Genomic DNA, 20,546 nt, shown 5'->3' on the forward strand with positions numbered 1-20,546 from the left:
ATTCAAACCAAAGGAGAGGATCGCAAGTGAGTCATGAGACGATAAGCAAAAGCAAAGTACTGGGCGGCAGCTTTGTCATTGAAGATGTGGACTACCGGGGGATCGTGACGCCGGAGGATTTTACCGAAGAGCAGCGGATGATCGCGGAAACGACGGAGCAGTTTGTGGAAGGCGAGGTCGCTTCCCGCGATGAAGAGGTCGAAAAGCTGGATTACAAGCTGACGGTGGAGCTCTTGAACAAAGCCGGTGAGCTGGGTTTGCTTGGAGCTGATGTTCCCGAAGCCTACGGGGGCATGGGGCTGGATAAAGTGAGCACGACGCTGATTAATGAAAAGCTGACGAAGGCTTCATCCTTTGCGCTCTCCTTTGGCGCACATGTCGGCATCGGGACACTGCCGATCGTTTATTTCGGCACCGAAGCCCAGAAACAAAAATATTTGCCGCTGCTGGCCACCGGCGAGAAAATCGCCGCCTACTGCCTGACGGAACCGTCCTCCGGGTCGGATGCGCTCGGCGCCAAAACGACGGCGAAGCTGTCGGAAGACGGTTCGCATTATGTGCTGAACGGCACGAAGCAATTTATCACAAATGCGGGGTTTGCTGATATTTTTATCGTGTATGCCAAGGTCGACGGCAAGGATTTCAGCACATTCATCGTGGAGCGGGAAATGGACGGCGTCAGTATCGGACCGGAAGAGAAGAAAATGGGCATCAAGGGCTCGTCCACCTGTCCGTTGATCCTTGAGGATGTTAAGGTGCCGGTAGAGAATCTGCTGTGGGAAGTAGGCAAAGGTCATTTGATCGCGTTCAACATTCTGAACATCGGGCGTTTCAAACTGGCTGCCGGGTGTGTTGGCGCGGCGAAGGATGCCATCGAGCTCAGTTCCGCATATGCTAATGAACGGAGTCAATTCGGCCGTAAAATCTCATCCTTTCCGCTCATCGGTAAAAAGCTGGCAGAGATGAATATCCGCACCTTTGTACTGGAGAGCATGGTCTACCGGACTGCCGGGCTGTTTGATATTAGTCTGGCCGAAGTGGACCATGGCAGCGCGGATGTCGGTTACCAGTCCGCCAAAGCGATTGCTGAATACCAGTTGGAATGCTCTATCAACAAGGTTTTCGGGTCCGAGGCACTAGATTTCGTTGCGGATGAAGGTGTACAGATTCACGGCGGTTACGGCTTCATTCAAGAGTACCCGATTGAACGGATTTACCGCGATTCGCGGATTAACCGGATTTTTGAAGGAACGAATGAAATCAACCGGCTGCTCATTCCGGGAACGCTGGTCAAACGGGCGATGAAGGGCGAGCTGCCTCTGATGCAAAAAGCGATGAAGCTTCAGGCGGAATTGATGGAGCCTATGCCGACGCAGGAGTTCGGAGGGACGTTAGAGCCGGAGACACATCTCCTTGCCATGGCGAAAAAGATCTTCCTGATGACCGGAGCTCAAGCGGTGCAAAAATACCAGTTGAAGCTGGAGCAGGAGCAGGAAATTTTGAGCCATTTGGCGGATATCATGATTTCGATTTTTGCGATGGAAAGCGCTCTCTCCCGAACCAAAAAATGTATCGACCGTTCCGGAGAAGACAAGGCCGGGCTCGCAATCGCTATGACGGTAGCGTTTGTCCAGGAGCAGTTTGGCCGGATCGAGACCTGGGCAAAAGAGGTGCTTGCGGCCATGGAGTCCGGTGATGTGCTCCGCACGCAGCTATCCGTGCTTAAAAAGTTGACGAAACGCTCCGCCGTAAATACGCTTGAACTGAAACGCCAAATTGCATCCAAAGTTATTGAGGCGGAGAAGTACGTGGTGTAATGAAGCTGATCGGATGGGAGGTAAGGCGATGTTGTTCAACAAGCCATGGTTAAGACATTATCCTGTCGAAGTACCACCGACCTATAATTATCCGAAGCAAAATTTAGCCCAGTTTCTTATTCAAACAGCAGAACGCTATCCACAGGTGCATGCGCTTGATTTTCTGGGGAAAAAAATGACGTATGCCGAGCTGTTGGAAAAAAGTTATCGGTTTGCCCGAACGCTGCAGCGCCTCGGGATTAACAAGGGGGACCGTGTAGCGATTATGCTTCCAAATTGTCCGCAGGCGGTCATCGCCTACTATGGTACGCTTCTGATCGGCGGCATCGTTGTGATGACCAATCCTCTGTACATGCCTCGGGAGCTGGAGCACCAATTGACGGACTCGGGAGCTCGCCTGATCGTTACCTTGGACGCGCTTGTCCAAAGGGTGCAGAACTCGATGGGCACTAAGCCCATGGAATTTATCCTTGTGACTTCCATTCAAGATGCGCTGCCGTTTCCGAAAAACTTGCTGTATCCGATCAAAGCCAAAAAAGACGGCATGGCCGCGCACGTGACTTACAACGAGCAAGTACTATCTTTTAAGGAATTGCTGAAGCAATCTTCGGGTGATCCGGTTCAGGTACTGGTGAGCGCGGATACAGACCTTGCACTGCTGCAATATACCGGAGGAACGACCGGGTTTGCGAAAGGGGTCATGCTGACCCATTCCAATCTGGTCGCCAATACCCTGCAAACCAAGCTGTGGTTCTATCGCTCCAGGCAAGGTATGGAACGGTATATGGCCGCGCTGCCGTTTTTTCACGTATTCGGTTTGACTGTATTGTTGAACCAGGCCGTCGCCCTCGGCGGAACGCTGATTCTCGTTCCCCGGTTTGAGATTAACCAGGTGCTTCAGACGATCCATAAAAAGAAGCCGACGGTGTTCCCCGGAGCGCCGACCATGTATGTGGCGATTATCAATCATCAGGCGATTGGGAGTTATGATTTATCTTCAATCAATGTCTGCATCAGCGGGGCAGCTTCGCTGCCCCTGGAAGTTCAGACCCGATTCGAGACGATTACCGGAGGCAAGCTGATCGAAGGCTACGGGCTAACGGAGGCGTCCCCGGTGACGCATGCCAATAACATTTGGGAGAAACGAAAGACCGGCTCGATCGGCATTCCTTTTCCAGATACCGACGCTAAAATCGTTCAGCCGGATACCCTTGAAGAAGTTCCCCTCGGGGAAATCGGGGAGCTTGCGGTCAAGGGTCCTCAGGTGATGAAGGGATACTGGAATCAGCCCGAGGAAACCTACAAATGCCTAAAGGACGGCTGGCTGTTGACCGGGGACCTGGGGAGAATGGATGAAGACGGGTATTTCTATATTTTGGACCGAAGAAAAGACCTCATTATCGCGGGTGGTTACAACATTTATCCCCGGGAGGTGGAGGAGGTACTTTTCGAGCATCCCGATGTGGAGGAAGCAATCGTTGCCGGAATTTTTGACCCTTATCGGGGCGAGACGGTGAAGGCATATATTGTGCCTAGGGCTGGAGCGGTGCCGGATGCGGATGAACTGAAGCAATGGTGCAAGGAGAAGCTCGCCGCCTATAAGGTCCCGAGGGTATACGAATTCAGGGATAGTCTTCCCAAGACGCTGGCCGGTAAAGTGCTGCGCCGGAAGTTGATCGAAGAAGAAGCTGCACGAAACAATAGCGAACAGGACAGCGTGAATTTCGATAAAGGATGAGGCAAGCAAAACAGTTTAGACGTGACGACGTAGATGACAAGCGGCGAGGAGGACAAAATCATGGAAGCGGATTCATTTCGGAGGCACCCGAAATGGGAGGAGTGGAATCGGGCGGCGGCAGGCACATTCTGGGACGTACTCGGATGCACGATCGAAACGGTAAATGACCGGCAGGTTGTCGTGTCGTTTGAAATCCAGCGTCATCATTTGAATTTGATCGGCATTGTTCATGGCGGAGTGTATGCTTCAGTGATCGATTCGGCTATGGGCATGCTGGCCATGATTGCCAAGCCGGAGGCAAGCGTGGTCACCACAAATCTCAATATGAACTATGTTGCCAAAGCCGGGCAAGGGCGCATCACGACTACCGCCGAGCTGCTTCATTCTTCTCGCAAGTCAATTACCGCTCAGGCGTTCTCCAGACTGGAGGATGGCACGCTCTGTGCGTTCGGTACAGGGACTTTTCGGGTTACCTAACCTGACATTAAACTTATTTTACCTAAACAGCATGACGACTTCCTTATTAGCCCGCCCGGGATACAGCCTGGGCGGGTTTTACACGTTGCAAGACAACTTGACAAATATAGTTGTCTTTTATATAGTTGTCTATGCAACTATTATTCAAGAGTGAAAGGAACATTCAAATGACTACACAAGACCAAAGCGGAAATTTGGCCATTGGGTTTATTATGGGTGTCACTTACAGAAAAATAGCGACTCTATTGCAAAAAAGATTGAAAGAACATGACATTACGCCTGAACAATGGTCGGTTCTGCATCAGATTGACCGTTCCGAAGGAATGATTCAGCGCGAAATTGCGGCGCGGACCGGAAAGGATAAGCCGACCACGACACGCATTCTGGATCATCTGGAAAGCAAAGGTCTGGTGTACAAACAAACGGGCCTGCAGGACCGAAGATCTTTCCTTGTTTACAGCACAGAACGGGGAAAGGAACTGATTCGCGAAACATTACCCATCGAGGAGGGAGTAACGGAAGAGGTCAAACGCTGTTTGTCTTCCGAAGAGTATGCCCTGCTTACGGAATTTCTATTGCGGATCAATGAACATGTCACACAAATAATAGATACTAACGAGAAGGAATAGACAGGAGATAGGAGAGAAAATATGCATCAAGAAGAACAACAGGGAATCTTATGGACAAAATCGTTTATTTCATTAACGCTTTGTGCGTTTTTATTATTTTTAAATCTACAGATGTTATTATCGTCATTCCCGGCCTACGTTAAAAATGAATTTCAAGCCGGCGATTTGCAGGTAAGTCTGGTAACAAGCGTATTTGCTCTTTCTGCCATCGTTACACGTTTTATGACTGCGGCTTTACTGAGAAAAATATCCCGTAATGCACTGCTGTTTGCCGGTCTGGTGATTGCGGCCGTTACAACCGGCATCTATGTGTTCGCCGGATCCGTGGGCACGCTATTAGTTATGCGAGCAGGATATGGTATCGGGTTCGGAATTGCCAGCACAATTCTTCCGACCCTAGTTTCGCAAATCATTCCGCTTCGCCGTATGGGTGAAGGAATCGGGTATTTCGGCTTGTCTACCAGCCTGGCGATGTCCGTCGGACCGATGATCGGTTTGAATGTGATGAAACAGTCGAGTTTCGGCACGCTTACCGTGATCGGGACGGTAACTGTTGTTTTAATTATTCCGATCCTCTTACTGACTCGCTCGCTACCGGCAGCTCCTCGGATTGAACCGAGCGGCGGGGAAGTCAAGCAGGCGGAACGGGGGCGTTTCAATCGTAAGCTGATTTTTCCGGCATTGCTTAATGTAGTCTTGTCTATTACATATAGCGGGCTGCTCAGCTTTATCGCACTGTTCGGAGAATTCGTCCATCTGGAGCAGGTAGGTCTGTTCTTCCTGTTTAATGCGGTCACCATCATTATTATCCGTCCGATTTCCGGCCGGGTGTTTGACCGCAGAGGACATGCGGCCGTATTACTTCCCGCAGCGCTGCTCGTGGTGGCCAGCATGACGGTGTTGTCCTTCGCAACGTCGCTGCCGTTATTGATCGTGTCGGCATTGTTGTACGGGCTTGGATTTGGAGCGATTCAGCCGACGATTCAGGCTTGGATGCTGCGCACTTCTTCCCCGGATCAATATGGGGCGGCCAACAGTATGTTTTATAACTCTACCGATTTCGGTGTGGCGATCGGCGCGATCCTACTTGGTGCCATTGCTTCGGTTACGAATTACGCTGAAATGTACCGATATTCCGCGGGTTTTATGGTGCTGTTTATCGTATTATATTTGACGATTTACCTGGTTTCCCGTTTCAAGAATAAGGGATTGCCGGAGGAGGAAATTTTATCCTCCGAGACCCTCGGAGATTCCTCCGTCTCGGCTAAGATGTGACTATAAGGCTGCGGTGCTATGCCACCGTGAGCCTTTTTTATGTTGACGGTGCTATTCAGCAGGAGTTAAGAGCGGGGACTAAATTTGGTAAAGGGATTTTCCAGGGGTTATACTCTAAGAGACGAATACTTGTCTACATAAGGCAGAGAGGATTTAGAGACAACATGTTTCAGTATGATGACCGGCAGGAAAAATCCAGCCGCCCAGTGCCGATTACTACAATTACCGGGACGATTTGTGCAGTGGCTTTTATCCTTATCGCCGCTGCGGTACAAAGCGGCCGGATTAGCCGGTTTGACCGGACCGTGATCGATTTCGTTCAAGGAAGGGAAGCACCGGGGCTTACCGGAGTCATGGAGTTTTTCACCAGCATCGGTAATGGAACTTCGGTGGCCGTCCTTACTATCGTTGCCATGGCTTTTTTATACGGAGTGATGGGGCATCGCAGAGAACTGTTGCTACTTTGCTGCGTGATGTTCGGTTCTTCGGTACTAAATAGCTTGCTTAAAATCAGTTTTATCCGGGAACGTCCTACGTTTCACCGTTTGATTGAAGTAACCGGGTACAGTTTTCCCAGCGGACATTCCATGGCCGCATTTTGTCTTTACGGCACACTCGCCTATTTGCTTTGGCGGCATCTTCCCGTCAGAAGAAGACGGTTTGTGCTCCTGTTGCTAAGCACGGTGTTCATTGTCGCAATTGGCCTAAGCAGAATATATCTAGGCGTTCATTACCCGAGCGATGTGCTTGGAGCGTACTTTGCCGGAGGCTTCTGGCTTTCATGCTGCATTTGGTTGTATAAACGCTATATAGTTCAATAATAAATCCTGAGATGTAACTGACATGTATACAGAACGGCCATCGGAGAAATATCTCCGGAGAACCGGGTAGAGGTCCAAGCTGTGTTACTCAAAACGGAATACGATATTAAACGAAGATAAATAAAGGGGGTTTTAAAAAAGAGGGGGCGAGGTTCATGCCGATTCAGAAAAAGTGGTTGGCATCCGGGTCGTCTTACGCTACTCCTTATTATGATTTCCAGTCCCAAAGGAAGGGGCCGACGGTGATGGTGGTAGCCGGGATTCACGGGAACGAAACGGCAAGCATACAGGCTGCGAAACAACTGGTTGACAGACTGTTTTCCCAAGAATTAGCGCTCAAAAAAGGGAGGCTGGTGATCGTCCCGGTCGTTCATCAAACCGCGTACCGCCAAAGAATTCGCGGGATTCCCGATTTGAACCGGACGTTTCCCCGCCGATCCGGTAAAAAGGCCGGCCATCCATTGTCTTCTGCCCTTTATCAACTGGCGGTACGCATCGGGCCGACCTGGTATCTGGATTTACACGAAGCAAACGGATTATCCCAGATTCGCGCCAGCAGTCTCGGACAAACGCTGATTACCAACCCCGGTAATCGCAGTATTCCCCAAGCCCGGCGCTTGATTAAAGACATAAATCGCACGATTTCCAAGAAGTCTCATCATTTTAATCTCCGGTTACATGAACTGCCGGGCTCGTCCCGCACAGCGGCAGCCCGGTTGTTAAAAGCTCGGGCTGTGACGGTAGAAACTTGCTGGAGTTTAGCTAAAGCGGATCGGGTCCGCTATCAAATTTATTTAGTTAAAGGTTTTCTAAGGAAGGCAGGCTTGCTGTAGCAAGCCTGCTTTATTTTTTGTTTCCCTTACGGGTCAATTCTGCGAGACGATCCCACTCTTCCTGGCTGACGGAAGAAAGATCGTTAAACTGGCCGGCACCGCGCAGCCATTCCCCGCCATCTATGGTAACGACTTCACCGTTGATATAGCTGGCGGCATCCGAAACGAGGAATGCGGCCAAGTCCGCCAGTTCCTCCGGTGACCCGGTTCGACCAAGAGGGAGGCGAGACATCATTTTTTCTTCCAGAGCCGGTGTAGGAGAGAGGCGAGAGGAGGCCCCATCCGTCGGAAACGGGCCCGGGGCGATCGCCACTTGCCGAATTCCATAAGGTGCCCATTCAACGGCGAGGGAGCGGGTTAATGCCAGAACGCCGGCCTTCGCTGCAGCGGAAGGGACAACGTATCCCGACCCTGTGTTGGCATAAGTGGTCACAATATTCAGCATCGTTCCGGATTGCTGACGGCCGATCCAGCTCTTTCCGACTTCGAGCGTCATGTAAAATGTGCCGTGAAGCACGATGCCCAGTACGGCGTCTACGGCACGATGGGACAAACGTTCCGTAGGGCTGATAAAGTTTCCTGCTGCATTATTGACGAGCACATCGATGCGGCCGAATCGTTCCTCTACGGCAGCCACAAGGGCTTGAACCTGGTCGGGATCTCTTACATCGCAACTTTTATAGAATATCTCATTATGTTCCGTTCCAAGGTCTTCCGCTGTTTGAATTAGGATATCCTCACGCCGGCCGCATATGGCGAGTTTCGTTCCTAATTCCAGAAATCTGCTGCCCATGGCCCGCCCGAGGCCGGTTCCTCCGCCGGTGATCAAAACAACCTTGTCCTGCAGCAAATCGTCCGCAAACACCCCCATGCTTATCCTCTCCGTTTCATAAAAGAATTTACTATTCATTAATCAATTATTCGACTAAGGCAGGTTTTAGCCCTTCCGGTTCGTTTCGTTTAACAGCAAAGTAAAAAACCGCCCGGTATTCCGGGCGGTTGTGATTTGCAATCTATTCTTTTTTACTGTCCGATTCAGTAAAGGCTACCGGTTTGGCAACCCATTCGTCGGCCTCGGGCTCGATATCTACGCCGTTCTCCATTTTTTTCTTTTCAGCAAGGGAATCCCCTTCATGATCCGGTTTATTCCGCAGTTCTGCTTCATCTTGAAAAGATTGATTATCTTGATGTGGCATGTTAATGTCCTCCTTCTGTGACTGTTCTGTGGTAATTCCTTATTTATAGTTACCCGTTACCGCTATTTACAAACATTCTGTACAGACGTGGAGCTCAAGTGGTTTATATTTACCCGAAATTGTAATATGATGCCTTTATAGGACATCCTTGCTAAGACATCTTCCGCTAGCGTAGTTCATTTATTTACTACTTAAGGAGGAATGATCATGGATTTAACAAGGACAAAGGCGCTCCCAATCCGCCATGGAAAGCCGAAGGTGCTGAAGATGCTTCTTGCGCTTGCGTTCCTGCTCCCCGCGGGTTTTGGGATCCCAGCACAGACCTCGTACGCCGCCGGAATAAGTAAACCTTTTCCTCAGCAAGTCGATTACCCCGGAATGATCAAACCGAGCCATGTTACTCAAAATGCGATGAACAAATCTGTCTCCGATTATTACGATTACTGGAAGGCCACGTATTTGAAGCATGATTTGTCCTCACTCCCCGGAGGATATTATGTCAAGGGAGATATTACCGGAGATCCGGAGGGCTTCAAAGCGCTGGGATCCTCCGAAGGTCAAGGGTACGGCATGATCATAACGGTTTTGATGGCCGGCCATGACCCCAATGCACAGAATATTTACAACGGTTTGTTTAAAACTGCACGCGCTTACAAGAGTTCGGGCAATCCCCATCTGATGGGTTGGGTTGTCGCTGACAGTCCTAAAGCCCAAGGCCATTTCGGTTCGGCTACCGACGGCGATCTTGATATTGCCTATTCATTAATTCTGGCTCATCAGCAGTGGGGCTCGGATGGGGCCGTTAATTATTTGGATGAAGCCCGAAAAATGATCAATGACGGTATCAAAGTAAGCTATGTTACTACGAACAACAGACTTAATCTTGGCGACTGGGATGCCAAGGATGCTTTGAATACCAGACCCTCCGATTGGATGTTGAGTCATTTTCGAGCATTTTATGAGGTGACCGGAGATGCGGGATGGATCCAGGTCATCGACAATTTATATTCGGTATATGATCAGTTCACAGCCGCCTATTCGCCGACAACCGGGCTGGTATCCGATTTTGTGGTAGGCAATCCGCCGAAACCGGCCCCTGAATGGTATCTGGATGAATTTAAGGAAACGAATCAATATTATTATAACGCCAGCCGTTTTCCGTTAAGAGTAGTGATGGACTACGCCTTTTACGGGGATCCGAGAGGTAAAGCCGCTGCAGATAAGATAACCGGCTGGATCAAGACAGAGGCCAACGGCTCGCCGGCCAATATCAAGAACGGCTACAATTTGAAAGGCACCGCCATTGGCGATTATGCAACTGCCGTGTTCGTAGCGCCCTTTATTTCGGCCGGAACCGCCGACAGTGCTAATCAGGCCTGGATTAACGCCGGTTGGGACTGGATGAAGAACAAGCGCGAGGACTATTTTAGCGATACTTATAATTTGTTAAATTTGTTATTTATCTCAGGCAACTGGTGGGTGCCGGAGGGGCAGGCAGAGCAGCCGGCTGTAAACCTCGCTTTGAACAAAACGGCCGTATCCAGCTCGATCGAAGGCTCGGATTTTGAAGCTAACAAGGCTTTTGACGGAAATCTGATGTCGCGTTGGGCCAGCGATGAAGGAAGCGATCCGGAATGGATTTACGTTGACCTCGGGAGTGTGCAAAGCATCTCCGGTGTGACGCTGAAGTGGGAAGCCGCATACGCCAAGCAATATAAGATACAGGTCTCGACAGATTCGAGCGGTACCCCGGTCCAATGGACGGATGTAAATTCAACGACAGATGGTAATGGGGGAGTGGATGAGATCCGTTTTTCGCCACAGAACGCCCGTTATGTAAGGATGTTAGGCTTGGAAAGAGGAACGCCCTACGGTTACTCGCTTTATGAATTTGAAATATACGGGGGGACGTCTTCACCATAAAATAACAGGCAACATCAAAACAAGCCGGGTCTGGAGTGTGTCCAGTCCGGCTTGTTTGTGTCTCATGAATCATGATCTGCAGCAGGGATCACAGATCAATGCGTTCGCGAAAATAATGTTGTTCGTTTATTACATAATGACATGAAGAACAAACATCCCGACATTCATTAATGTGAATAGAAGAAAGTATAATCGGGAGGAAGTAACTTAAATTCGTTCATTATTTTAACATGGCTCAAATCATTAAAATATCGCGAATTTCCTGCTCGGTCAGAGAGGATACGGCTTCCTGGCCCGGTTGAATGATCTCGTCGATCAGGTCTTTCTTTTTTTGCTGGAGCTCGTACATTTTTTCTTCAACGGTATCTTCAGTAACCAGACGGATGACGTGAACGATATTGGTCTGCCCGATCCGGTGAGCCCGGTCGGCCGCCTGCTGTTCGACCGCAGGGTTCCACCACAGGTCATAAAGAATGACGGTGTCCGCCCCGGTCAGATTAAGCCCGGTTCCTCCGGCTTTCAAAGAAATCAGGAACAGGTCGCGCTCGCCCTCATTATATCGGGTGCAAAGCTCGACTCGCTCGGAACCCGGCGTTTTTCCATCAAGATAGAAGAAAGGTACGCCTCTGTATCCTAGCTCTTTGCCAATAATGCCAAGCATTTCGGTGAATTGGGAAAAAATCAGCATCCGTTTCCCTGCGCTGCGGCACTCCTCGACGATTTCCAGCAACTGTTCAAATTTAGCGGAGCTGCCCTCATAGTTGTCCACAAATAAGGCGGGATGGCAGCATAGCTGGCGCAGCCGGGTTAATCCGGCTAAAATCCGGATGCGGTGCTTCTGGAAGCTGTCCTCGTTCAAATGCTTCAAGGTTTCTTGCTGAAGTTGAGCCAAAAAGGCGGCGTACAGCTTCTTCTGTTCCGGCAGCAATTCCGATGCCTGCACGGATTCAATCTTCTCGGGAAGCTCTTTTAACACGTCGGTTTTCAAACGGCGGAGCAGGAAAGGACGAATCATTTTGGCGACCTGTTCCCGAGTCAAATCATTGAATTGCTTACGGCTTTGGAACAAGGTCGGGAACACGGCATCAAAAATCGACCAAAGCTCCTCCAGCGCATTTTCGACCGGTGTACCCGTGAGAGCAAAGCGGTGCTTGGCCTGTAAGGCCTTGACCGCGTGTGCAGTCTGGGTTGTATAGTTCTTGAACGTTTGCGCTTCGTCGAGAAAGAGCGTGTGGAACGACTTGGCGGCAAACTGTTCTATGTCCATGCGCAGCAGCGGATAAGAGGTGATCACCACATCCGTATCCCGCGTGTTGTTAAGGATTCGAAGGCGTTCTCCTTTGCTTCCGTCGGCGATCGCACAGCGGATTTCCGGAGCGAATTTCTTGAGCTCGTTCCGCCAGTTGTATACCAGCGACGCGGGAGCGACGATGATGGCGGGCAGCTCCTGAGCCCGGATTTCCGGCAATACGGAGACGAGGAAAGCGATGCTTTGCAGCGTCTTTCCCAGTCCCATGTCGTCCGCCAGGATGCCGCCAAAGCGGTAGAAAGCAAGCATTTTCATCCAGTGATATCCATAGGCCTGATAATCCCGCAGCACCGGGGCCAAGGATTCGGGTACGGGAAAATCCAGATTGTCCGGATTTTTGATGTGATGCAGCAGTTGGCGGAAGCTCTTCCCAAGCTTGATCGTGTTGCCGTAACGCTGTTCATCCAACAGATGAAGTCCTCTCGTCACTGGGACGGTAAATCCGGTTCCGTCCTCAAACAGCCGATGCGGACCGATTTCGTTCATGAAATTAACGATATGCTTGAATTCTTCGCTATCAAGCGGCATCAGCGCCCCATCGGGGAGGCGGTAATACTTACGTTTCACTTCCAGTGCCTCCAGCACACCGCGAATGTCCTGTTCGGAAATTCCGTTCAGGTCAAATGTGATCTCCAGCCAGTCCGTACGTTCGCCGAGCCGGACGGATACTTTGGGAGGAGCAGACACCGGCCGTATGCGGACCTTGACCGCCGATGTGGCGTAGACGTCCAGCATTTGTTCCAGCCTTGGCACGACATGCACCAGGAAGTCGTATTCCGCATCTTCATCATCAAGGAAATATCCGCTTTCCGTTCTTGTAAAATCGCTCTCATCCATCAAATCGAGGATGCTTCGTTCCGTTTCGTCGTCTCGCAGCACGATGAGCTCGCTGCCTCTGCCGGTTCCTTCCTCTAAGGGATTCAGTACGATATCCCCGTATTGGAACTCGAGACCGGCCAGCAGGCGATTCCGTACTCGGTCCAGATAGAGCCGGGCTTTGAGCGGCGTTTGAACCATGCGGTCCGCGACGGAGTCCGCAATCTCTACGTTTCCAAGCTTCAGGAGGCCGGGAAGCACTTTTTGCATGAACGGTTCGATTTGTTCGGAGGCAATTCGGATATGCTGCCGGCGCGAGGCTTCCAGCATGTTTTTCATTTCGGCCAAACGGCGGCAGCCGTCTTCCGGAAGCTTCAGCAGGTTCTTGTCGGCCAGCACGAGCCCGTACGGTTCCAGGATCGTAAGCTCATCAAGCCCTTGAACGCCAAGCCGATATCCTTCCTCGTCGGCCTGGTCGAAATAGTACCGTACCGGAAGAGGCTCATCGGACAAGCTCAGGTTCCAAGCCGGACCACGTTTTGGTTCAATTTTTACGGACGCAGCCGCCAGCAGTTTCGGGAGCATCTGGTTCCACGCATAAGGAGGAATTAGCAGCATTCGTTCATCAACGCCGCCGGAACGCCGTCCCGAATTGTTCTGAGCAGAGAGGCTTTCCCGATAAAGACGTTCATTTCTGGAGACGGCAATCAGTTGGCGGATGATGTCGTCGTCGGTGCGTTCAAAGCTGTGCAGTGCCGGATCGTAGGTGAAATGTTCTGAAAAGAGCACCTGTCTTCCAGCATCCAGCGATTCGAGAAATTCACGGACTTGTTTTACGATGTAAAGCCGTTTGTTCCTGATTTTTAGCTCGATGCCGAAAATATGCCTGCCTGCCCCGTAAGGCACCAGTTTCAAAATAAACTCAGCCTGGATGCGGGTACGGGAGTCAAAACGGGTTTCACTCCGGTTCCTCCGCGGCGTTTTGGGATCGAACAGTCCCATCATATCGCGGGCCAGCCAGACGTCGCGCGTCGAACCGTTTGGCGGTTTAGGAAAGTTCCTGCTCCCCAATCCATTGTTTGTCTCTTCATATAGAGAGGTTGAATCATAGCGGTCTTCCTGATGCAGTAATGAGATGGAATGCACCGGTGAAAAGGAACCGTTTTCCATCTCATGTATGCCCAGAAGTACGGCTGCTATATGCTTGCAGTAGTTGTTATATGAAATAAAGGCGGAGCAATTGCATTCAGCATTTACATCTCCGTTGAGATCGATATGCACGTATACACGATGCGAATCGGTCCCGTACACATTTGCCTGATATTGGCCGGATTCCGGATCGGTATGCGTGAAGCTCACTTTTTTCTGCCGGAGATATGCCTCGCCCCGGTCATAGGAGATGCGGCCGCAGAGCAGTTTGATTATCCGCTGTGTTAAGGGTGAACTCATTGGATCTACCTTTCTTGATAAAAAGATTTGAAGCTACATTAATGATACCAGATTGTTAGCGAGATGGAAGGGAGGTGGTGGAGGGCTGGGTTACTGCGAAGGAAAAATATAAAACATACACGAGGAGCGATAACGATATGAAATACAGCTATTTGGGACGTTCTGGATTAAAAGTGAGCAAGCTGTGTTTGGGAACGATGAACTTTGGAGTCGATACGGAAGAAAGCGAAGCGTTCAAAATTATGGATGCGGCCGTTGATGCGGGGATCAACTTTTTTGATACCGCCAATATTTATGGCTGGGGCGAAAATGCCGGTAGAACGGAAGAAATCATCGGTAAGTGGTTTGCGCAAGGCGGCGGACGCCGGGAAAAGGTTGTGCTGGCCACAAAGTTTTACGGTGAAATGAACGACGCAAATGACGGGCCGAACAATGCGGCCGGGCTATCTTCCTATAAAATGCGCCGGCATTTGGAAGCATCGCTCCGCCGTCTGCAAACCGATCACATCGAGTTGTACCAGATGCACCATGTGGACCGGAATGTATCTTGGGACGAGCTTTGGGAAGGGTTCCATATTGCGCTGCATCAGGGGAAAATCGGCTATGTCGGCTCCAGTAACTTTGCCGGACGCGACTTGGTGAAGGCGCAATACGAGGCGAAGGCGAAGGGGATGCTCGGATTGGTCTCCGAGCAGCATAAATTCAGCCTGCTCTGCAGATTGCCAGAGCTGGAAGTGCTCCCGTCCGCCGATGAGCATGGCATCGGCGTCATCGCTTGGAGCCCGCTGGACGGCGGCCTGCTCGGCGGGAATGCCTTGCGTCCGGCGCCGGGCTCGAAGCGGGCAAACAACCCGGGCCGCGTCGAGCAGCATCGCGCCCAGTTGGAAGCATTCGAGCAGCTATGCCGCGAGCTCGGCGAGAGCGAAGCGAACGTCGCGCTGGCTTGGACGCTGACGCGTCCGGCGATGACCGCGCCGATTATCGGGCCGCGGACGCTGGAGCAGCTGGAGACCGCGCTGCGCGTCGTCGACATCAAGCTCGGCGAAGCCGAGCTGAAAAGACTGGACGAAATCTTCCCCGGACCTGGCGGAGAAGCGCCTCAAGCCTACGCTTGGTAAGCTGCGATTCGTCGCATAGCTTTCACATCGTTTATCCCATCCTGATTTCTATAGGATGGGATTTTTATATGCTTTTGTTTTACTTAAGTCATCAACAGTTGATGTTTGATCAGATTTGGAATTTTAACGGACGTGAGAGACGTTAATCAGCTCTTTTTTACCGCTTTTTAAATCTAACGGTCACCAGAGACCTTAACAGCAGGATATTCGGCAGATTGAGCCTCAAACCAGACAAATAAGGTCTTCTATGTCCGTTAGCCGCTCAAACTTACCTTTTTTAGTACTTTAAGGTCTCTCATGACCGTTAGGCATGGGATCGTCGAAATGTTGACCAGAACATCAGCACATCAGCATATCAGCGCAAGCTTGGATATCCGAGCACAACAGTCGACCAGGAGTAACAAGCTACACCAGAGAAACCAAACAAAAAGGGAAACTAACACATTAGACTAAACCCAACAAACTAAACGCAACAGAGAAAATGATCACGAGGGACACAATTAGAACAACAAACTAACCAAAATAAGTAAACACAACAAAGTAACCACAACAGCTTAACCACAGCAAACCAGCCACAGCAAACCAGCCACAGCAAACCTCAAACCTTAACACAGCAGAGAAACTTTGATGCACTGGATCGACACGAGCGAATCAGGGTATCAGAACGCAAAGGTTAGCTAAAGAGACTAAAGCATCAATAGGCGCATGAACATCAAAGTGCAGCAGTGTGATACTTAGATCATTAGAACACCAAGCAAATTGAAGCAACATAGTTCGACAGAGTAATATAGCAAACGACACTGCTTGAGCCCATTGAGCAGCATAGCGATCCAGAGCAACAAGTATCTTTTAGCAACAATTTCCCGTAGAACTCAATATGATCCGTCCTCGATAAACATCTCAACACCGCACACCGTGTGCTGCGCCTTAGTGTGATCTTTCACTTTTTAGGGTAAATTTATTTTAGTTGTTGACCTTGACGCAACGTCAAGGAGTACACTTGGGTTGTCGGGAGGCGATGACATGGAATATACGGTTCAGAAGCTGGGGCGTCTGGCGGGAATCAGTACGAGGACGCTGCGATACTACGATGAAATTGATATTCTCAAGCCGGCGAGAATAAATTCATCCGGGTATCGGATTTATGGTCAGGCAGAGGTAGACCGGCTGCAGCAAATTTTGTTTTATCGGGAGCTTGATTTTTCCCTGGAACAAGTCAAGATGTTGCTCACCGATCCATCCTTTGACGGGACCCAAGCGCTGATCAAACACCGTGAACGGCTCCTAGACAAAAAGAAGCAATTAGACGCGCTAATCGCCAACGTAGACAAGACGATTGCCGCGCAGGAAGGGAGAATAACGATGACGGATCAAGAAAAATTCGAAGGCTTCAAGCAGAAGCTGATTGATGAAAATGAAGCGAAATACGGGGCGGAAATCCGTGGGCAATACGGCGACGCAACGGTCGATAAATCGAATGCCAAGCTTAAAAATATGACCGAAGCCGAATATGAGGAAGTTCAGCGATTGGAACGGGATATGTTCGCAGCCTTGGCAGAAGGGATGCAAACTGGTGACCCTGCCGGAGAAGCGGCACAACAGGCGGCTGATCTGCATAAGCAATGGCTCACTTTTTATTGGGATCAATATTCAAAGGATGCACATGCGGGGTTAGCGCAAATGTATGTGGCCGATGAGCGCTTCAAGGCCTATTACGATCAAACCCGACCGGGTACGGCGGAATTTCTGCGCGATGCCATACTGATTTATACAGGCACGAATCACCAATAAGTAAACAGCCCGGCCATAATCTGGCCGGGTTTTCACATTTCCGCCGCAAAGTGACTGCAATCATTGTTTCCCGCTTCGTAATTGGGGTATCATGTAATTTAGTATGTGAAACAGTTCTCTAATCGAGGTGGAATCAATTTGAAAACAGTCGTCATCATTGGCGGAGGTATTACAGGCATGTCCGCGGCCTATTATCTGAATCGCGAGATTAAGGAGCGGAATCTGGATGCCCGCATTGTGGTCGTGGAGTCTTACGGCAAATTAGGCGGTAAAATCAATACTATTTCAAACAATGGTTTTGTCATGGAAGCTGGCGCAGACTCGATCGTGACGAGGAAGCCTAATATGGATCAATTGATCGACGAGTTGGGCCTGCGGGATGAGGTTGTCTATAATGCAACAGGCAAATCGTTCATATACGCGGATGGCAGACTAAAGCCGATTCCGGAAGAGGCGGTGTTCGGTATCCCGTTGAGCCTGGAATCGCTGGCGAACAGCGAACTGATTTCGGCCGAAGGAAAAGTGGAAGCCTTAAAGGATTACTACACAACGAACGACGGACAATTTACCGAAAATGATTCGGTAGGCCAATTTCTCGAAGCCTTTCTCGGCAAAGAGATTGTGGAAAAGCAGATCGGTCCCGTCTTGTCCGGGGTTTATTCCGGCAAGCTCCATGAGCTTACGATTGCATCTACACTTCCTTATTTGCTGGATTACAAAAACAAGTACGGCAGTATCATGAAGGGATTGGCGGAAAACCGTCAGGTCTTCAAGGGGAAGGGAGACCGCAAATTTTTCTCTTTTCACAACGGGGTTTCCACTTTGGTGGACAAGATGGAAAGCGAATTGCCCGATGCGGAATTCATAATTGGAGTGGGAGCCGAATCGATTGCAAAATCAGGCGAGCAATATACGATTACGCTATCCGATCAAAGGGAGATTGTAGCGGATTGCGCCGTACTTGCCACTTCGCATGCCGTAGCCCAATCCGTTCTTAAAGATTCTGAGTTGAACGAAGATTTTAACGAATTGAAAAATAGCTCAATGATCAGCGTGTATCTCGGCTTCGATATTCCCGACGAGCAATTGCCTGCGGACGGGACCGGTTTTATCGTATCGGAATCGGAAGATGTTATATGCAACGCTTGTACCTGGACTAGCCGCAAATGGAGCCATACTTCAGCAGAGAGCCGTCTTTTGGTGCGCCTGTTCTATAAGAGCTCGGGATCGTCGTTCGGCAAGCTTCAAAGTATGTCAAAAGAGGACCTGCTGCAGGTCGCTCTTCAAGATATCAAAAGCAGTTTAGGTATTGAAGCTCAGCCAGTCACACATTTGGTGACCAAGTGGCTGGAGGAGATGCCGAATTACCATATTAAGCATCATGAGCTGGTGCAATCGCTGGAGAAGAAAATGTCCGCAGCTTATCCAGGTATTTTTTTGGCGGGTTGCTCCTATTATGGAGTCGGTATTCCGGACTGTATCGCTAACGGGCAAAAGACAGCCGAACGGATTGCCGAACGATTGTAGATTTTATTTGGAAAACTGATTCATGGACGATGTGACGGTTATATATAAGATAAGTGGGAAGTGGTAATGATCAAAAGCAGACGGATGTCATATATTTTATGCTCCGGAAAGGCGTTGATTCACCATGAACTCTCTTGGAAAAAGGAAGAGACGAAAGAAATTGCTTCGTTTCTTATCCGGTAGAATACCCTAGCAATTGGAAAATTGCTTAATCTCGTAATATCGCTTCCCACGTTTAGAGGGCTCTGCGGTTTCCAAACCGCGGAGTCTTCTTTTTGTGCAAAAATAAAAAGATCACTGTCGTTCGCTAATCCAATGGATGAGCTTAGACAATGATCTTTTTTAATGGGAAGATTCAAGTATTAAGCCCAGTTCCCTTTGCGGAAAACCGGTTCGATCGTTCCGTCTTCCAGTTCGCCATCGATGTCTAATTCAGCAGAGCCGATCATAAAGTCGACATGCGTCAAGCTGACGTTCGCCCCTTTTGCCAAAAGTTCCTGTTTGGAAAGTTTGGTGCCCCCTTCAATATTCACAGGATAAGAGCTGCCCAGCGCAAAATGACAGGAGGCGTTCTCATCCACCCCCGTGTTGTAAAAGATACGATTCAAACGCGATATGGGAGAGTCATGCGGAACGAGCGCGACTTCACCAAGGAAGGAAGCTCCTTCATCGGTGGCGAGCAGGGAAGTAAGGTGCTCACGACCGGATTTCGCTTGATAGTCCGTTACTTTTCCGTCCTTAAACGTCAGTTGGATGCCTTCCACCAGCCGTCCGTTCAAATTAAGAGGCAGTGTGCTTGTAACTGTTCCGTTGACCCCTGTCCGATGGGGCATGGAGTAAATTTCTTCGGTTGGCATATTCGCAACGAAATAGACGCCAGCTTCATTGTGATCGCCGCCCCCGAGCCACAGATGTCCTTCCGGAAGCTCTACCTTGAGGTCCGTACCAGGAGCTCGATAGTGCAGGCGCTTATAACGTTTGTTGTTCATGTAATTTTGTCTTTGTTTCAGATTGCCGATATGTTCTTGCCAAGCAGCTACGGGATCATCGTTGCCGACCCGGTTCATTAAAAATACCGCTTCCCACATCGCATCAATCCGTTCGGACTCAGGCAGATCTGCAAATACTTTGTTTGCCCAAGCTTGAGTCGGGGCCTTAATCAGCGACCAGCTGACTTTATTGGTGCGGATGTAGCCTTGAAATTTCTCACGGGCCATGGCCGCAGCTTTGACGGCGGTGGATACTTTCGCTCCATCAACCCCCTTAAGCAGCATGGGATCGGGAACTTTAATGTGCAGCAGAGCGCCTCCGCCTTCGGCCAATTGCTCCATCATATCAGCCTGCCATTTTGGGTAATACTCAAAGGAATTATCCGGGGCCTTCTCGTATCGAATGCGTGAGATCATTTCATCATCCCATTCGACTTGAACATATTTTGCACCGGCTTCATAAGCCTTGGAAACAATTAAGCGGGTGAATTGAACGGTCTCGAGCGGAGATTGAACGATGAGAACCTGCCCGGGCTGTATATTTACGCCTACCTTTACGACCAACTCGGCGTATTTTTCCAATAACTTGTCGAAATCTTTCATTATATAATTCCTCCCTGTTAAAGCTCCTTAATTTAATAATTATAAGGGAACGGGGGGACAGGGGCAAAATGAAGTGGGAGAGGGTTCGCGCTAGGTGGGCTCCATGGGCTTTGAAGTATAATATCCGCGGCTTTGTCTCAGATTAGGAATGAAGAAGAAACCGACTTTGAGGAGGCAATAATCGTGCAGGAAAATCCCTTTTCCAGTTTACAATCGCAAAACCCGATATCCCACG

At 49.8% G+C, this 20,546-nt stretch carries 16 protein-coding genes and 1 pseudogene (1 of these 17 cut by a window edge); 13 read left to right on the top strand and 4 right to left on the bottom strand.

Annotated elements, in window-relative coordinates:
* Positions 1–26 precede the first annotated feature (26 nt).
* The 7 genes from NYE70_RS03945 to NYE70_RS03975 all read left to right on the top strand — a co-directional run bounded on the left by NYE70_RS03945 (position 27) and on the right by NYE70_RS03975 (position 7,590).
* Positions 27–1,817 carry an acyl-CoA dehydrogenase family protein gene (locus tag NYE70_RS03945; protein ID WP_445323741.1) on the top strand — a complete coding sequence of 597 codons (1,791 nt, stop codon included), beginning with the start codon at positions 27–29 and terminating at the stop codon, positions 1,815–1,817.
* Between the two features lie 28 nt (positions 1,818–1,845).
* Positions 1,846–3,555: an AMP-binding protein gene (locus NYE70_RS03950; protein ID WP_341045059.1), complete on the top strand. Its 1,710-nt coding sequence runs from the start codon at positions 1,846–1,848 to the stop codon at positions 3,553–3,555.
* Between the two features lie 60 nt (positions 3,556–3,615).
* A complete protein-coding gene (locus NYE70_RS03955) occupies positions 3,616–4,032 on the top strand; it encodes a PaaI family thioesterase (RefSeq protein WP_211024123.1) in 417 nt (138 codons plus the stop codon).
* A gap of 167 nt (positions 4,033–4,199) precedes the next feature.
* Positions 4,200–4,661, top strand: coding sequence for a MarR family winged helix-turn-helix transcriptional regulator (locus tag NYE70_RS03960; RefSeq protein WP_211024125.1), 462 nt, complete (start codon positions 4,200–4,202; stop codon positions 4,659–4,661).
* Positions 4,662–4,682: 21 nt separating this feature from the next.
* Positions 4,683–5,936, top strand: coding sequence for an MFS transporter (locus NYE70_RS03965; protein ID WP_341045060.1), 1,254 nt, complete (start codon positions 4,683–4,685; stop codon positions 5,934–5,936).
* 164 nt (positions 5,937–6,100) lie between these two features.
* Positions 6,101–6,757 carry a phosphatase PAP2 family protein gene (locus NYE70_RS03970; RefSeq protein ID WP_341045061.1) on the top strand — a complete coding sequence of 219 codons (657 nt, stop codon included), beginning with the start codon at positions 6,101–6,103 and terminating at the stop codon, positions 6,755–6,757.
* 155 nt (positions 6,758–6,912) lie between these two features.
* The gene (locus NYE70_RS03975) at positions 6,913–7,590 is read left to right on the top strand and encodes a succinylglutamate desuccinylase/aspartoacylase family protein (RefSeq protein ID WP_341045062.1); all 678 of its coding nucleotides are present in this window, start codon (positions 6,913–6,915) and stop codon (positions 7,588–7,590) included.
* Between the two features lie 10 nt (positions 7,591–7,600).
* On the opposite strand, the gene NYE70_RS03980 is transcribed toward NYE70_RS03975, so the two are convergent.
* Together NYE70_RS03980 and NYE70_RS03985 are read right to left on the bottom strand one after the other, a co-directional pair.
* Complete coding sequence (locus NYE70_RS03980) at positions 7,601–8,461, bottom strand: SDR family oxidoreductase (RefSeq protein ID WP_341045064.1); 861 nt, start codon at positions 8,459–8,461, stop codon at positions 7,601–7,603.
* 142 nt (positions 8,462–8,603) lie between these two features.
* On the bottom strand, positions 8,604–8,786 hold the full coding sequence (locus tag NYE70_RS03985) for a hypothetical protein (protein WP_211024140.1): 183 nt from the start codon (positions 8,784–8,786) through the stop codon (positions 8,604–8,606).
* A 267-nt stretch (positions 8,787–9,053) separates the two neighbouring features.
* On the opposite strand from NYE70_RS03985, the pseudogene NYE70_RS03990 reads away from it, so the two are divergent.
* Both NYE70_RS03990 and NYE70_RS03995 read left to right on the top strand, forming a co-directional pair.
* A pseudogene (locus tag NYE70_RS03990) lies at positions 9,054–10,310 on the top strand (glycosyl hydrolase family 8); the annotation flags it as partial.
* The gene (locus NYE70_RS03995) at positions 10,308–10,709 is read left to right on the top strand and encodes a discoidin domain-containing protein (protein WP_341047505.1); all 402 of its coding nucleotides are present in this window, start codon (positions 10,308–10,310) and stop codon (positions 10,707–10,709) included. The pseudogene NYE70_RS03990 and the gene NYE70_RS03995, both read left to right, overlap by 3 nt.
* 235 nt (positions 10,710–10,944) lie before the next feature.
* On the opposite strand, the gene NYE70_RS04000 is transcribed toward NYE70_RS03995, so the two are convergent.
* Complete coding sequence (locus NYE70_RS04000) at positions 10,945–14,283, bottom strand: DEAD/DEAH box helicase (protein WP_341045065.1); 3,339 nt, start codon at positions 14,281–14,283, stop codon at positions 10,945–10,947.
* 137 nt (positions 14,284–14,420) lie between these two features.
* On the opposite strand from NYE70_RS04000, the gene NYE70_RS04005 reads away from it, so the two are divergent.
* The 3 genes from NYE70_RS04005 to hemG all read left to right on the top strand — a co-directional run bounded on the left by NYE70_RS04005 (position 14,421) and on the right by hemG (position 18,719).
* Complete coding sequence (locus NYE70_RS04005) at positions 14,421–15,401, top strand: aldo/keto reductase (RefSeq protein WP_341045066.1); 981 nt, start codon at positions 14,421–14,423, stop codon at positions 15,399–15,401.
* 1,023 nt (positions 15,402–16,424) lie between these two features.
* On the top strand, positions 16,425–17,192 hold the full coding sequence (locus NYE70_RS04010) for a MerR family transcriptional regulator (RefSeq protein ID WP_341045067.1): 768 nt from the start codon (positions 16,425–16,427) through the stop codon (positions 17,190–17,192).
* 138 nt (positions 17,193–17,330) lie between these two features.
* Positions 17,331–18,719, top strand: coding sequence for a protoporphyrinogen oxidase (gene hemG / locus NYE70_RS04015; protein ID WP_341045068.1), 1,389 nt, complete (start codon positions 17,331–17,333; stop codon positions 18,717–18,719).
* Positions 18,720–19,081: 362 nt separating this feature from the next.
* Here the strand turns inward: hemG and NYE70_RS04020 are convergent, their stop codons facing one another.
* Positions 19,082–20,311, bottom strand: coding sequence for an aminopeptidase (locus NYE70_RS04020; RefSeq protein ID WP_290408149.1), 1,230 nt, complete (start codon positions 20,309–20,311; stop codon positions 19,082–19,084).
* Between the two features lie 183 nt (positions 20,312–20,494).
* Between NYE70_RS04020 and NYE70_RS04025 the strand changes: the two genes are divergently transcribed.
* A protein-coding gene (locus NYE70_RS04025) for a hypothetical protein (RefSeq protein WP_211024155.1) crosses the window boundary here: on the top strand, positions 20,495–20,546 show its 5' end (the start). 218 nt of this gene lie beyond the right edge of the window; only the first 52 of its 270 coding nucleotides appear in the window; its start codon is at positions 20,495–20,497; the stop codon falls past the right edge of the window.

It is taken from the genome of Paenibacillus sp. FSL R5-0407, assembly GCF_038009185.1.
Classification (GTDB): Bacteria; Bacillota; Bacilli; order Paenibacillales; family Paenibacillaceae; genus Fontibacillus; species Fontibacillus vini.

What these genes read in the sequence shown, in the direction of transcription:
- NYE70_RS03950 (WP_341045059.1), top strand. Translation starts at nt 1,846, where the DNA reads ATGTTGTTCAACAAGCCATGGTTAAGACATTATCCTGTCGAAGTACCA.
- NYE70_RS03955 (WP_211024123.1), top strand. Translation starts at nt 3,616, where the DNA reads ATGGAAGCGGATTCATTTCGGAGGCACCCGAAATGGGAGGAGTGGAAT.
- NYE70_RS03960 (WP_211024125.1), top strand. Translation starts at nt 4,200, where the DNA reads ATGACTACACAAGACCAAAGCGGAAATTTGGCCATTGGGTTTATTATG.
- NYE70_RS03965 (WP_341045060.1), top strand. Translation starts at nt 4,683, where the DNA reads ATGCATCAAGAAGAACAACAGGGAATCTTATGGACAAAATCGTTTATT.
- NYE70_RS03970 (WP_341045061.1), top strand. Translation starts at nt 6,101, where the DNA reads ATGTTTCAGTATGATGACCGGCAGGAAAAATCCAGCCGCCCAGTGCCG.
- NYE70_RS03975 (WP_341045062.1), top strand. Translation starts at nt 6,913, where the DNA reads ATGCCGATTCAGAAAAAGTGGTTGGCATCCGGGTCGTCTTACGCTACT.
- NYE70_RS03980 (WP_341045064.1), bottom strand. Translation starts at nt 8,461, where the DNA reads ATGGGGGTGTTTGCGGACGATTTGCTGCAGGACAAGGTTGTTTTGATC.
- NYE70_RS03985 (WP_211024140.1), bottom strand. Translation starts at nt 8,786, where the DNA reads ATGCCACATCAAGATAATCAATCTTTTCAAGATGAAGCAGAACTGCGG.
- NYE70_RS04000 (WP_341045065.1), bottom strand. Translation starts at nt 14,283, where the DNA reads ATGAGTTCACCCTTAACACAGCGGATAATCAAACTGCTCTGCGGCCGC.
- NYE70_RS04005 (WP_341045066.1), top strand. Translation starts at nt 14,421, where the DNA reads ATGAAATACAGCTATTTGGGACGTTCTGGATTAAAAGTGAGCAAGCTG.
- NYE70_RS04010 (WP_341045067.1), top strand. Translation starts at nt 16,425, where the DNA reads ATGGAATATACGGTTCAGAAGCTGGGGCGTCTGGCGGGAATCAGTACG.
- NYE70_RS04020 (WP_290408149.1), bottom strand. Translation starts at nt 20,311, where the DNA reads ATGAAAGATTTCGACAAGTTATTGGAAAAATACGCCGAGTTGGTCGTA.